Here is a 14,840-nt window from a genome sequence, read left to right on the forward strand (position 1 = left end):
ATAGTTGGTCAATACTGATTGATACTTGAACAAGGGCTCCTAAATAGGAGCTTTTTTATTGCCTGTGATAAATGGAATAAGAATAGTTATATCCACAGAATATTTGATTTTAAGATGATTACTGAATGACACATAATTATCAATAGCGAGTATAAGTGGAATTTATTGGCTATTTATAGTTATGGGTGATCATGTGTTAATTAAAAACACTCTCGCCTCTTTGACTCTTCTTGAATAGCTGAATACGATTTCTATTGACTAGTAGTCATTCTATTTGCAGATCTAGACTTGGTTTCGTAAATTTGAACACACTTAAATTAGCCGCTTACACGAAGTCGTTATGCTTTCTACTAAGAACTAAGAACTAAGAACTAAGAACTAAGAACTAAGAAGGCTCGTTTATCACTTAACTCTGAGTATTTATCTATGATAGGCAAAGACCATTGTGTGGTGCATTTGGATTGGTATTTGTTGAGGATAAAAAAGGGAGACTGACGTCTCCCCAAAGGCTAGCTTTCGCTGGTTTATTATCTGTTTATTATCTGTTTATTAGATTCTAAGCTTTTAGGCTTAATTCTTGATGACTGAAACCACGGCCTTATCTACATTGTCATCTAGCTCGTGCGTCGCATTCAAGGTGAACGTGTAATCACCACTCTCCGCTACGCTCAATTGACAGTTACCGTCAGTACCTAGGTTGATTGAACCATCAGAAAGTTCAACAGAATCACAACCAAAGTTAGGTGTTTTCCAATCTGCATCCGCAAACTTGAAACCATAGTCTCCCGCTTCCAAAGTACCCGTTACAGAATAAACCCCATTAGCCACAAAGCTCATCGCCCAATCATCAGATGTGCCCCATCCGTTCATATCACCACGAACATACACGGTTGTTTGACCGTATGGTGGAATGCTAGACACATCTTTATCAGAGTTATCAACTGGCAGACCTGCTCCTTGTGCGTCACCTTGAGCTTGTACAAATACAGCGGTGGTTAATGCCGGTACTGTGAAGGTTTCAGAAGCGAAGCTTGCACCTTTTACAGCATCATCAGCAGAGTTTTGTTGAACGTCGTGTAGTGTAAAGCCTGTTGCTCCTGTGATTGTGAACGATTGAGATTCATTCGTTGAGTTTACAACTGCCACAATCGCATCATTTGCAGGATCAAGGTCTTCGCCTGCAGACACGCCATCATCGATAGACATGACAATCAGGCCTTCGACTTGATCTTGGCCTACATTGCGGAAGTCGACACGCTTCATGACTTCATCCGCTGTGTCTAAACGGAACAGCTCACTTGAACTACGGATTTTTAATAGCTCTAGAAATTGCTGTTTAGTCAGGTCAATGTCTCCTGCGTCTGGTTTAGCGGTGCTGTCAGCAATGATGGTTTTAATCAGCTCCCAGTTGGCACCATCTTTGTCTTCACGTGGCAAGCCGACGTTCCAGTTGTTGTCAGTACCATCGAACATGACTCGGTTGTACCAGTTACCAGAATCGTAAGAGTCACGCTGCATAGACTTAGAACGAAGTAGTTCAGAACCCATGTGGATGAATGGTATGCCTTGGCCCAACATCACAGTGGAGAGCGATACAGACTGCATACGCGCGCGGTTTGCAGAGCTCGTACCTGCAGCGATTTTATAGGCGTTGTTATCCCAAAGCGTTTGGTTATCGTGTTTTGAAACGTAAGAGATGTTTTCTGAAGGCATCTTGGTGTAACCCGCAGGTGCACCGTTGTAGTCGACGTTCTTACCCAGTTTGGTATCGCCTTTGTAATCAATCAGCACGTATTCTGCGAGGTTACCTGCCATACCCAAACGAACAAGATCTTGGTTATGTAAACGACCATTGATAGAGTTTTGGTCGACTTTGGTTTCTTCGTTGGCAATCGCTGCGTTACCAAAACCTTGGTTAAATCGAAGTGGGTGATTGCCCTCAGAGTCGACGCCACCATCGAACGGGCTGCCTCCACGCACGGCGTCACGCAAACGGTCTGAGAAGGTGCCGATCTCTGTGCCTGCCATGTTGATTTGGTTCGCTTGGTCGAAGCGGGCATTGTTTGCTACTTCGCCAAAGTCCCAGCCTTCACCGTAGAACAGGGTATTTGGGTCGATTTTGCGCACTTCTTCCAATGCTTTAACCATCACGTCTTTTGGTTGGTGGGCCATTAAGTCAAAACGGAAACCATCCACTTTATAATCATCAGCCCACACCTTGAGTGAATCGACCATTAACTTACCCATCATTAGGTTTTCGGTCGCGGTGTTGTCACAACAGGTTGAGTTTTCGACGCCACCTGTGTTCACGTTAAGACGGTGGTAGTACCCAGGAACAATCTTATCCAGTACTGACTTATCGTTTACGCCAGATGCATTGGTGTGGTTGTATACCACGTCCATGATCAGCTTAAGATCCATGTCGTGCGTGGCTTTGACCATTTGACGGAATTCGAGAATACGCTTAGAGCCATTTGGATCCGTCGCATAACTTCCCTCAGGCACTGTGTAATGGAATGGGTCGTAACCCCAGTTGAAGCTGTCGAGCATACGCAGATCGTTCATTAACGCTTGCGCATCGCCTGTTGAAGGATCATAACCATTGAGTACTTCTTCGATGACTCTATTTTCATTTTCTTTACCACATAAGGTAGCCGTCGGTTTTACATCACACAGCTTACCGACCGTATCGGTAATATCGACACGGCTCGCTTCGTCTTCATTAACGGTAGCGATATCGAATGCCGGTAAGATATGCAGCGTCGTTAAACCCGCATCTTTCAACGCTTGTAGGTGTTTGACCGACTCACGGTCTGCTTCTGTGAGAGCGAGGTATTTTCCATTTAGGTTCGCTGTACCTAGTTTATCGCTGAAGCTGAAGTCACGAAGGTGAGATTCGTAAAGTACGTGGTCTTCGTCTTTTTCTACAGTCGGGCGCTCATATCCAACCCAGCCTTCAGGCATCAAGGCTGAATCATCAAGGTCGATGACCTGAGAGTAAGCTGAATTTTTAGATAAGCTGAGTGAGTAAGGATCCGTCACAAGGCGCGTTTCAATGCTGCCTGTAGTTGGATGGTAGACCTTCACTTGGTAACGGTAATAACTGTTCACTGCATTCGACACGGCATCAGTTGTCCAAACGCCCGTTTCAGTGTTTTCCGTCATAGGAATAACTTGTGAGCTTTGTAGATCTTCGCTGTATAGGACGAGCTCAACATCTTGCGCTGTAGGGGCCCACAGTTTGAAGGTCGCTGCGCTGCCTTCCACAATAGCGCCGAGTGTTTCACTTATCGCATTACCAGCATCTTCACTTGCAAATACCGCATCAAGCACACCCGGCTTTTGAACCTCAGTTGAAGAGGTAACGTCGCCATTCGCGTTGTAGGCAACAAGAATTATCTGAGACTTCAGAATGGTGCGCAGTGTTGTGTCATCAACATCAATCGCCACTGCTGGTAAGCTTGCTAGGTGTCGGAAACGCTCTTTTAATTCAGAAGATAGTTCTCCGTCTTTGCTGAGTTCAATTGCAGTTCCGCCGACAATCTCTTTGTCATCGTTCATTGTGATGCTGTTGTCTAGTGCATAGAAGAGTTTTACAGAATCAGCATTGCTCGCTGCTTCCCAACCAATCGTGGTTGCATCTAGCCAGTGTGCTTTTTGTCCATCAATATTCACCGGGCGCTCTGAGGTTGGGTCGTAGTACAACTCGCTACTGCCATGGAATCCGAATACACCTTGCGAGTCACCAAGCTTGGTTAACTCGATTTTCGAATTGGCACTACCAAACGCTTTTTCGTCGCCATTGTGTAAGATGAAGTTCATGCATTTATGCGGGTCAGAAGCATCTGGATCGACTTTCAACACATAGTAGGCACCGTAGGTATCGCTGATGCCGTCAAATTCATAAGGTGCTTCCCAGTTGGTTCCGGTTTCATTTAATCCCATGCCGACTAAATCTGTGCTGGTGCAGCCTTCACCATTCCAAAGGTGCAACCCCCAACCGTCGTAAGTTGAGCCAGATGTGCTTGCGGCGGCAATATCACGTTTGTAGTAAACAACGACTTCGTTTTCGCCAGCTTTGTATAAACCACTGCTGCCTGCGTCTGTACCGTTGTCGCTATTATTATCACTGCCACATCCCGCGATTAAAGTAGCAGTGAAGAGAGGTAAAATCGCTTTGGCCAAGGTAGATCGTTTGAAGCGTCTTTTATTCAAAATATTGACCGTGTTATTGAGATTTATAGTTCTATTGTTCATGTTCACGTTTGATATCCATATGTCACTTTTAATTAGTTGGATATCGTAGTGTTTGTTATGGTCAGCTATTTGTGACCGCTATATATAAAGTTATTTTCAACGGGTAAATATAAGAAACTTAGTGAGCAAATCACAATTTGCGTCGGGTATTTCAAATTTTATTGGGTCGATAACACATAAAAAAGAAGTATATTATCAAGGGCGTAGAACCTAGGCGTAGGTAATAAGGGGGAGTACTCATCCTTCTTTGTGTGAGGTAATTATCACTATGTTAAGTGCTTATTTTTTAATAGGAATAAAGATCTTTAATATCGTTGAAAATTAGCCTTATAGATAAAGTGAGCATTTTGATTGAGTATCTTTATAATTGAGCCACTTTTATTAGGGCGTTATAGGGTTTTACTATGAGATTGCGAAGTCGAATAGTAAATGAGTAGTCTGTCTTAATCATCCTTATGACAATTGATAGGGCGTAATTGCTAGAGTATGTGAGCTGTTAGCCAAAAGGGGGTCGATGTTGTCTTCATCTATTCAAATCGCCATCACTTATCTGGTGATGGTAGCGGTGTCTGTGTTGTTTGTAAAAAGTTCGAAAGTACTATTAGTGTGGTATTTAGCTGTCGGAGTGGTAACGTTTTTTGTGTATGCAAAGGACAAGAAAGCGGCAATTAATGGCAATTGGCGTGTGCCTGAGAAAACTCTGCACATCTTCTCTTTTGCTGGTGGTTGGCTAGGGGCTTTGATTGCTCAAGATAAACTGCGTCATAAAACGAAAAAGCAGCCGTTCAGAGCGATTTATTGGCTAACAGTAGCAATGAATGTAGCGGCGTTTGTGTGGACGTTAACGCCGAGCGGGCAGGCGATATTTGGTCGTTGGGTTAGCGAAATTACCGGGTTTCTTTAAAAACTATGATGGCTAGCAGCTGTGTGCTAACCATCAATAGCTATAGTGAGTCGATTAGAGCATTGGAATCGTTGATGCTAACAGCAAGCCCGCCATCCCATAGTTGAAGCTTTTGATGCGGACTGGCGTTGTTAGCCAGTGTTGCAGTTGCTTGCCTGCTGCCGTCCAGAAGGTCACTGATGGTAAGTTAGCGAGAGTGAAAATTGCCGCGATGATCGCAAGCTCCCACCATGAACTACCACTGCTATAAACAGAAATCGCCGTCAGTGCCATTGACCAACCTTTCGGGTTTACCCACTGAAAACTTGCTGCGCCAATGAAGGTCATGGGCTTATAAGCTTCGGTACTTTTAGCTTTGCCACTCAATGCTATCTTAATCGCAAGGTACACGAGGTAAGCAAGACTTAGGTATTTCAGAATTTGGTGTGTCACTGGGTATGCATTGAAAATACCCATTAAGCCCAAACCAACCAATAGCAACATCGCTGCAAATCCCAGAGCAATGCCAAGCATGTGCGGAATCGTGCGTGCAAAGCCAACATTGGCACCTGATGTCATGAGCATGATGTTATTGGGACCTGGTGTGAAGGTCGAGACAAACGCAAATAAGGCAAGCGCGCTAAGTTGTTCTAAAGGCATTATGGTTCTCCAGCAATAAAATGAACGAAGGTGACTGACCGGTCATGACTTTCACGTGTTGAGAAACATAGTATGTGGAAAGTGAGGCAATTATGTGCTTTTATTATCTCTATTATCACTTAATGCACAATAATAATCAGTTATGGATAGATTTGACGAAAGGATATTGCAAGAGCTTAAATTGGACGGCAGAATCTCCAACATTGAGCTCTCTGAACGAATTGGTTTGTCGGCTTCAGCAACGCTCAGGCGAGTACAAGATCTCGAACGTAAAGGTATCATTCAAGGTTACCGCGCGGTTTTGGATAACGGCCTGATGGGGGTGGGCTTTATTGCGTATGTTTCTATTGGGCTTTCTAGTCACAGCAAATCGGCTCAGTTAGAATTTGAACAGCACGTCAGTTTGGAAAAAGAGGTGGTGGAGTGCCACAATATTACCGGTGCGAATGAGTACTTGATCAGGGTCGAGACCAAAGATCTTCCAGCCTATAAAAAGTTTCATGCCAATGTACTTGGGGAGTGTGCTCAGGTTCAATCTATAACGACCATGGTGGTCATGGATACCCCTAAAGACGAACGTTAGTCGAGTTGTATGTCAGGAGAGGCGCAGTGCCCAATACTAATCAGTTGTTATTGTTCTTAGATGTGGTTCAACAAGGATCGTTCACCAAAGCGGCAACCTTACATGATATGGATAACTCATCCCTCTCTAAACAGATTAAAAAGCTTGAGCAAGACTTAGGTGTGCAGCTGCTCAATCGTTCTACGCGCTCGTTTTCTTTAACGTCGGCGGGTGAAGATATTCTCGCGCAAACCTATGTGTTAAAAGATACCATCAATCAGATACAAGGCATTGCTGATTCCTATCAGTCTGAGCCTAAAGGTGTGCTACGAATTACGTCGCCGATCTATTTTGGTCAGCAATACCTGCAACCTATCATCACTCAGTTTATGAGAAGGTATCCTGATGTTCAGATTGTGCTGTCGCTGGACGACAAGATAGCCAACATTATTGCTGGTCAGTTTGATATCGCATTTCGCTTTAGCAAACTTGTTGAATCGAATTTGATCGCAAAGAAGATTGCCGATAGTAACTTCATGCTGGTTGCGTCAAACGACTTTGTGAAAAAACATGGTGAGCCTAAGACGCCACAAGACTTGCTCGCGTTACCTGCTGTTATTTATACCAATGGCGATATGACGGTCGATCATCTACGTATCAGCGAAGAGCCGCATGGTAACACTTTCCAAAGTCTAACGATTCGTGGCAATTATAAGGTGAGCGATGTCCGCACTATGGTGTCTTGCGTTAAAGATGGCTTAGGGTATGGCTTTGTTGACCAATCTAATCTGTACGCCTCAATGAAAGAGCTGGGCTTGGTCACCTTACTTCCTGATTACCCAATTTCTACGATAGATACGGCTATCTACGCTGTGTATCCGCACCGCAAGCAGACTAAACTGGTGAAAGAGTTCATCACTACAGTTCAAGACTATATTGGATCTCCAACGATTTGGGAGAAAATGCAGCAAGGTTAGTTGTATTTTAAATATATCAAACGTGAAAAAGGAGCCAGAACGTCACACGATCTGGCTCCTTTTTATTATTCCCGCGAGAACCAATTTACAATGTAAAGCATAGCTATGACTGGCGTGATCGGCTATTTGTATTCACAAATTTCTATCAATGAATCACGTCTTTTCCGCTCGGGTAAGCTTTAGAACCTGTGACAGTACCGTCGACTTTTTTACCATAGTAACCTTGGTGATTGTGGTAACGCTTAGCATTGCCAGCAACATCCCCCTTATATCGAGGGTCTTGTGGACGTTCATGGCTGTTGACGAAAGCAGCCACATCCCATGCTTCCTGAATAGAAAGCTGTTGGCTCTTTCCAAGAGGCATGTTTTCGTAAATAAAGTATGCAGCCGTGTTTACGCGATGCATACCTGCGCCCCAGTTGAACGAGTTCTCGCCCCAAAGTGGTGGTAGATATGAGTGACCGTCCGCGCCTTTAATGCCTTCACCATTTTGACCGTGACACGTCTGGCAGCTCGCCTGGTAAACCTTTTCACCACGTGCTATTGATGGTTCTTTTTCAGGGTTATCGATCTTAGGGTAGCCACGGCCTGCCAACTTGCTGCGGTCATCGATTGGGTATTTGCTTAGCAGTTCTTCAGGAAGAGGGAAGCTTTCAGTTTTACCACCGACTTGTAAGTCTGCATCGCTTATCTCAGGAACGGGCGTATCTTGTAGGCCATTCTTGTCTAAGATTCCTCCCATGGCTAACCAGTATGAATAAGCAGTAAGTGCGACTATCTCTTTTGAATCAACGGCTGGTGGTAAGCCATTCATCGAATAAGTGAAACAACCTTGGATACGTTCCGCGTAGCTATTTACCTTATCGTTTTTCTTACGGTAAGCAGGGTAGGCCATGTATGCACCCCAAAGAGGCGCGGCATTTGGCTTCATGCCCGCTTGCATGTGGCAGTTTACACAGTTTTGTTCATTGCCAACGAACGTACCACGCATCTGCTGTGAGTCGACAAACAGTGAATAGCCCTGTTTTACTTTGTCGCCGAATTCCCCTGCAGGAATATTGACTAAATCACGTGGCACTAGGTATTTGTGATCTTGAGGTTTCTCAACAGCTGGCAGTTCGGTTTGACGATCGGGCAATTCACCTTCGGCATAAGCGATTCCAGAGGCAAGGGTTGCGGTAATTAAAAGTAATGTTTTCATGCGAGCCCTTTAGTATCGGAAAGATGCGAAGTAGTAAGATAGGTTTTTGATTTCATCGTCGGTCAACTTGCCAGCGATATTGCCCATCATGTTCAAATCATCCCCCTTGCGAGTGCCGCTTTTCCAAGCGTTGAGCTGAGTTTGAATGTAGTCGGCGTGCTGGCTCGCTAGACGTGGGAACTTGTCCACGCCCATACCACTTGGCCCGTGGCAGGTTGCACAAGCGGGAATGTTTCGATCCCAATCGCCTTGGAATACCAGCTTGCGATACGGATTATCAATATCAGCCTGTGAGCCGCGCTGCTCTAAATCGGTGAATTCGTAAGAAGGTAATGATGCGAAGTATTCTGCAACTTCACGACGAATAGCAGGGTCGGACACACCATCCGCCATACCCTTCATGATCGCGCTTTGACGCTCGCCACTGGAAAACAAAACCAGTTGATGTTCGAGATAATCAGCATTAAGCCCTGCAAGCATCGGGGCGATGTTGGGCATGCCTTTTCCGTCAGCTTGGTGGCAGCCGCTGCAGGTTTCTGCGGCTTCTGGCATTGGATTAGGCGCTGCTTGTGCAAAACCGGCTAAAGAAAGGCTTCCTAAAGCTGCGATGCAAAGCGTTAAAGTTTGAGTTTTAATTTTCAGCTTAGTCATGAAGTGTCGCTATTGGTTATAATGCACGCATTTTCGGCATAATTGATGGTTGGCGCTATTGTGGATTTCCACATTAATTCATTAATAACTTGAGGTAAGTCTCACATTAATAACCTCACTTAAGTTATTGGTAATGACTCAACCTAGCGGTAATGGTGTGAAGTCCGATTGGCTGATCCAATTGCTGTTAATGAAATGCAAGGGAGCTGCCATGTTGGCCTCAGTGTCACTGTTTGTTAAGGCTCTTTTATGGCACCGATAGTGTAAGCATAGCCGCTTTATAGGGGCTGGCTAAAAAAGTTGTGGTGAAGTGAAGATTGCCTGCTTTCTATATAAAAGAGGGAAAAGTAGAGCAACCCTTAAACGACGGATTGCTCTGTTGTGCCCATAATAATTCGACCTTGTATAGATCTGCTTACACTTTGTAGATCTTAGCCGGAAGCGCTTGCCTTGCTGCTGCGCCCACAACCCAATCCAACATGACGCCTTTGCCTTCTCTGGTCGGGTCAATTAAACCAATATCATTGATGTTAACGCCATCGTTAGACTTCATCTTCACCGGTTGTTGTGTGTCACCAATCCAGTGTGCACGTTCACCGAGCTCTTTGTGTCCAAAGCCGTGTTCAAAGCCTAATGTGCCTGGCTTGATACCATCAATCACCATTGCCAACGCCTGTGTGGTTGAGCTCGGTGTTTCAATAGCAAATACGTCACCGGTTTTGATGCCTGCTGAAGAGGCGTCTTGTGGGTGAATGTAAACCGGGTTCACACCCTTGATGGACTCTAAACGTGGTGACAAGTTAGACACTGCACTGTGAATGTTGGATTTAAAGTTCGTCAGGGTGAACGGCCACTCTTTTACTGGGAACTGCTCTGCTAAAGGTGTGCCGTCTGCCAGCTTTTGTGGATACCATGTCGGACAACCCATGTACTGTTCGCCACTAATGGTGTTGCGAGAGGTGCCAAGCTTTTCATTCCAGATAGCCAATGGTTTGGTCCATTTGTACTTCATGGTTTCATTGGTGTACGCATTGGTTGCATCTTCAAAACGACCGCCACGTGCAAAGATATACGCCACTTTAAGCATCTCTTCTGGTTTGAGCGTTTTGTTCATCACGGGTACTAGGCGTTCTAAACCAGACCAAACGATATCTTCAGCATCGACATTCGGCACGCCGCCTTTTACGAATGCCAAGTTAGCCGCTGAGCGCAGGTAGAAATCTTCAGCGCTATGAATACCGTGCCAGTTACCTTGGCTATCTTTAATTACGTTGTCGCCAAAGCCACCTAAGCCAAGCGTTTTCGCCAGATCAATAAAGAAATTCTCTAGGTTGATGGCGCGCCCGTCTTGAGTACGTGAGGTTTTAGGCTCAACAATCGGCCAACGAGCGGTGATCGTTTTAGTTGCGACGCCATGCCACGGTGTTGCCATGCCCCAGCTTTCGTAGGTCACTGTGTCTGGCACGAGGTAATCCGATAACGCTGTGGTCTCATTGATGAAGGCATCGATAGAGACGATCAAGCCAAGCTGTTTTGGATCTTTAAGCTTTTCACCCAGCAAGTTGTCTAAACCCGGAACCCCATAAAGTGGGTTCGCCATGTGGTTGATCCACGCTTTTGCTCGGTAAGGATAGCCATCAATGGCAGCTGATAAGTGCTCAGTTAAAAGCGGTGCAGAGATTGGGTACCACGGCGCGCGTGTTGGGTAAGGTGATTCACCGGCTGCAACACGACGTTTGTATTCGCTGGTTTTCTGATACGGGAACTTGCTGCGAGACAAGAACACACCTTGAGGCTTAGTCTTACCCTTGAACTTGGTAAAGTCGTAACGTGGGCCAGCAACAGAAGTTGGGTAGCCGCCCGCTTTCGCCATCGCCCCGCCTTTCGCGTTGATGTTACCGATCAGCGCATTCAACATTAAGATAGAGAACGAGTTGTAGAAGCCGTTGGTGTGCATGTTACCACCGTGAGTATCCACGACGGCTTTCGTTCCGTAGCTAGTGAAGCGTTTTGCTAGTGCAATAATTTGGTCTTGTGGGATTTCACACTGCTCGCTGTAGTAAGCAAGGTCATATTTGAAGGCTTCTTCTTTCAATCTTTGTAGAGAAGACTTAACACGAACGGTCTGACCATCGATTTCTACGTCTTGATCGACAAACAACGCCGCTTCATCGACCTTAATATTTGATGCTAATAGTGACGTTGTCACACCCAGTGCAACGAATCCATCAGCGTCAGACATCGGTTCGCCTGTTTCTAGCAAACCAATATCCGATGTGCGAAGCATGCGCCCGTTTTGTGGGTGTGTTTCGTCACTGATCACAAGGTGAGATGCATTACACCAATGGGTGGTGCCTGCTTTTTGCATCGCTTGTGCGCTTGGGCGAGACAAGAAGTCGTGATTGTAGCGCTGGTTCTCGATGATCCATTGGATCATGCCCAGAACTAATGCTGAATCAGTGCCCGGTTTGATCGGCAGCCAGTTGTTGCGATCGCCCGCCGCGAGACTTGATGACCCTGCAGGAAGGCTTGGTGTCACTATGGTGTAGCTGAGTTTTCCGTTCGTGCGAGCCTCAGCCAATTGTCGTGCTTGACGCTTAAACGGGTTACCCGCTTGGGCCGGAGACATACCGATGAACAGAATGAACTCAGCGTTGTTGAAGTCGGGCTTTAAATGCGAGAACTTGTCTAGATCGTTCATGATCGCGCCAGAACCTGCACGGAATGCGTAGCCACAGTAAGAGCCGTGGTGACCGAAGTTGCGAGTACCGTAACTGTTGAATGCAAAGCGCTTCAAAATGTCGTCACGGCCTTCATTACCGGCATTCGTCACTAGTAATTGGTTGGCTTTTGGTCCGTATTCAGGATTATTCGGGTCGAGTGGTGTTTCGATGTCACGAATTGAACGCAATCCTTCCACTTCGCCTTCGCCGAACAAGTCACCACCTTCGGTGATTTCAGAGATTAGCTGCTCGTAACTGATTGGCTCCCACTTGCCTTCACCACGCTTACCGACACGTTTGAGCGGTTGAGTGATTCGGTATGGGCTGTTTTGAATCTCTAACATACCGTTACCACGGGCGCAGGCAGTCGAGCGGTTATTGATACCCGATTCACCAGACAAGCCAATGTAGGCGTCTTTTACAGGCGTTGTGAAGGGGATATGTTGGTCGTTTGATAGCGGATGATACGGGTTGCCCGAGATACGTAAGATCTCGTCATTACGATTATCGATCCGTACACGTAGACCACACAGTGTCCAGCAACCAAAACACATAGAGGGTGCAACACGTTGGTTTGGATTTGGTGAGATCTTACCTTGTTCATCGACACTGTATTCCGTCTCTAATGAATTACCGTGGTGGATGTGGTTGGTTTTTTTACCCGCGGTGCCATCGATAGCACCGTGAACCATGTGTTTTGTGGTTGTCGCATAGCCTGCAGCAAAAGCTCCAACACCACCGGCAGCAAGGCCTGTTTTCAAAAATTGACGACGTTTGTTATCCATGATGATTCCTTAGACTACAAGCTATGTGAGCGGTTAAGTGGTGACGATGCTTTATGAGCTGATTTAACCGATAGGGTTTTTGTTGATACGATTTCAGAAGCGAACAGCGCAAGTGCTAACCAAAGACCACACATACCAGCAATGCCGAGTAAACCTGCGCTCCCCATAGGCAGTTCATAAGGGAATGGGCCCACATCAAAACGTGGAATGGTTTGAACTTCCATCATGGTGACCCAACGTACAGCCCATGCTGAAAGGATGGTCGCAAGCGCAATACAGACGATTCCAAGCTTGCTTCGCGATAGGCGCTGCAGTGGTAGAACTAAAATCATGCACAGCAAAATGCTCGTGGTCATAATGCCTAAATTGATACCCCACGTGTCGTTCTCATATAGGTTGAAGTGGCCATGGTTAGATGCCCAAATTGATGTGAGAATGATGGCAAGGCCACCTGTTAAGGTAATGGTTTTCTGTATCAGTGATAGATCGGTTGTTTTTAGGTTTGGTTCACTTGATGGCAAAAGAGCCCAAATCAATAGCGCTAAACCTATTGCGGCAAAGAATGCCGTGGAGAACCAAAGTAGCGGAGATGCAGGTTGGTGCCAAAGTGGTCGGCTCGCCAAAATTGCAATCTCGGCACCGGTGTAAAGCGCAATGCTTAAGCCCGATACAGCCGTCACAGCAGCGAGTGCAATCATTAGCTTGGTTGAAACCTGCCATTGGCCTAGCGTAAGCCAAGACAAGCGTTTTAAAAGTGGATTTTCACTCTCTCTAAGCTGTGCGATGTCGTCACGTAGGTAAACCCACGCGGTAGCAACAGCAAGGCCTGAAAATAGAGGCAGAAACAGAGAACCCACCCACATCCACGACCAAGGTGTGATGTGAGCATAAAAATGCCACGCGCGTCCCGGTTGGTGTAAGTCACCGGTTAGCGCGAGTGGTCCAACAATCCCGCCAATCGCCATGACAAGCACAAGCGCTGATCGGAATTGGTGACTGGTTGAGTCTTTGAATATCAGTGCAATCAAAAACAGAATAGCGGCCGCGTAAGCTGAACCAATGTAGAAAAAATATTGAACCGCCCACGGTAGCCAAGCCATTTCTTGAGCGGGAACTAACACCTCAGTGATATTCATGCTGTCTCTCCTTGTTTACCTTGTGTCGCGATTGCCAGTTCTTGTTTGCTAGAGGACAAGTTATCAATGGCGGCTGGGTCATAAATCGCAGGTTGCCCTTCGATATGGCTAACGAAACGCTCGTTCATGCCGATATAGAAAACATGTGGGTTGGTATTTTGCTCTGGCTTGAGCACTTTGATGTCGTCTTGGTTTTCATTAAGCAGGCGATTGATCTCGCTGTTTGAATCTTTTAGATCACCAATGACACGCGCGCCACCGACACAAGTTTCTACACACGCGGGCAATAACCCATCTTCAAGGCGATGTGCACAGAAGGTACATTTGTCAGCGGTCAGGGTGTCGTTATTTATGAAACGAGCATCGTAAGGGCAGGCTTGAACACAGTAAGCACAGGCGACACAGCGTTCGTTGTCGACCATCACGATGCCATCTTCGCGTTGGAAGGTCGCCTGAACAGGGCAAACCTTAATACAGGGTGCGTTGTCACAGTGGTTACAAAGGCGAGGCAACATGAATGACTTCACCTCTTGTTGAGCGGTCGAGCCATCATCAAGTGAGACTTCATACTGTTTTACGGTGGTTCTGAACTGGCCAATAGGTGCTTGGTTCTCAACGCTACAGCCAACAGTACATGCCTGACAGCCAACGCATTTACGTAAATCAATCGCCATGGCGTAGCGTTTTCCTACTTCGCCTTTGCGGTCTGGTTGGTTGTTATTACGAATGGCTGTACTTGCGACCGCGGTATTAATTCCGGTAATGGGGATGAGCGCAGCACCCGCGGAAACTTTACCGAATTGGCTGAGAAACCGTCTTTTCAATGAGTCCATATTGGTACCTATAAATGGGTATTCGTTCTGTTGGACTCATTGTCAGTTTTTGACCGTTCATGGGGTATTGTGGATTTCCACATACCCAGATCAAAGTTGATCTAGAACAAATGTGGTTTTGCCAATCTAGCTGTTATGCTTTGTTTTAGAGGCTTATTTAAGGCGATCTAAC

At 46.0% G+C, this 14,840-nt stretch carries 10 protein-coding genes; 3 read left to right on the forward strand and 7 right to left on the reverse strand.

What is annotated here, in order from left to right:
• Positions 1-570 precede the first annotated feature (570 nt).
• Positions 571-4,218 carry a pullulanase-type alpha-1,6-glucosidase gene (pulA, locus tag OCU50_RS18990; RefSeq protein ID WP_099049793.1) on the reverse strand — a complete coding sequence of 1,216 codons (3,648 nt, stop codon included), beginning with the start codon at positions 4,216-4,218 and terminating at the stop codon, positions 571-573.
• 553 nt (positions 4,219-4,771) lie between these two features.
• Between pulA and OCU50_RS18995 the strand changes: the two genes are divergently transcribed.
• Complete coding sequence (locus OCU50_RS18995; protein ID WP_060469248.1) at positions 4,772-5,161, forward strand: DUF1294 domain-containing protein; 390 nt, start codon at positions 4,772-4,774, stop codon at positions 5,159-5,161.
• A 54-nt stretch (positions 5,162-5,215) separates the two neighbouring features.
• On the opposite strand, the gene OCU50_RS19000 is transcribed toward OCU50_RS18995, so the two are convergent.
• Positions 5,216-5,800 carry a LysE family translocator gene (locus OCU50_RS19000; protein WP_060469249.1) on the reverse strand — a complete coding sequence of 195 codons (585 nt, stop codon included), beginning with the start codon at positions 5,798-5,800 and terminating at the stop codon, positions 5,216-5,218.
• Positions 5,801-5,942: 142 nt separating this feature from the next.
• Here OCU50_RS19000 and OCU50_RS19005 point away from each other — a divergent pair, with 142 nt between their 5' ends.
• Together OCU50_RS19005 and OCU50_RS19010 are read left to right on the forward strand one after the other, a co-directional pair.
• Positions 5,943-6,383, forward strand: a complete 441-nt coding sequence (locus OCU50_RS19005) for an Lrp/AsnC family transcriptional regulator (RefSeq protein ID WP_032547968.1) — start codon at positions 5,943-5,945, stop codon at positions 6,381-6,383.
• Positions 6,384-6,409: 26 nt separating this feature from the next.
• Positions 6,410-7,339, forward strand: coding sequence for a LysR family transcriptional regulator (locus tag OCU50_RS19010; RefSeq protein ID WP_060469250.1), 930 nt, complete (start codon positions 6,410-6,412; stop codon positions 7,337-7,339).
• 145 nt (positions 7,340-7,484) lie between these two features.
• Here OCU50_RS19010 and OCU50_RS19015 read toward each other — a convergent pair whose 3' ends face one another.
• The 5 genes from OCU50_RS19015 to dsrO form a co-directional block, all read right to left on the reverse strand.
• Entirely contained in the window at positions 7,485-8,540 is a 1,056-nt protein-coding gene (locus OCU50_RS19015) for a c-type cytochrome (RefSeq protein ID WP_060469251.1), read from the reverse strand.
• Positions 8,541-8,549: 9 nt separating this feature from the next.
• On the reverse strand, positions 8,550-9,191 hold the full coding sequence (locus OCU50_RS19020) for a c-type cytochrome (protein ID WP_060469252.1): 642 nt from the start codon (positions 9,189-9,191) through the stop codon (positions 8,550-8,552).
• Positions 9,192-9,606: 415 nt separating this feature from the next.
• The gene (locus OCU50_RS19025; protein WP_060469253.1) at positions 9,607-12,699 is read right to left on the reverse strand and encodes a tetrathionate reductase subunit A; all 3,093 of its coding nucleotides are present in this window, start codon (positions 12,697-12,699) and stop codon (positions 9,607-9,609) included.
• Positions 12,700-12,713: 14 nt separating this feature from the next.
• Positions 12,714-13,835, reverse strand: a complete 1,122-nt coding sequence (gene nrfD, locus OCU50_RS19030) for an NrfD/PsrC family molybdoenzyme membrane anchor subunit (RefSeq protein WP_060469254.1) — start codon at positions 13,833-13,835, stop codon at positions 12,714-12,716.
• A complete protein-coding gene (gene dsrO, locus OCU50_RS19035; RefSeq protein WP_060469255.1) occupies positions 13,832-14,668 on the reverse strand; it encodes a sulfate reduction electron transfer complex DsrMKJOP subunit DsrO in 837 nt (278 codons plus the stop codon). Before dsrO ends, nrfD begins: the two co-directional genes overlap by 4 nt.
• Positions 14,669-14,840 lie beyond the last annotated feature (172 nt).

Origin of the sequence: Vibrio toranzoniae, assembly GCF_024347655.1 — a bacterium.
Taxonomy (GTDB): domain Bacteria; phylum Pseudomonadota; class Gammaproteobacteria; order Enterobacterales; family Vibrionaceae; genus Vibrio; species Vibrio toranzoniae.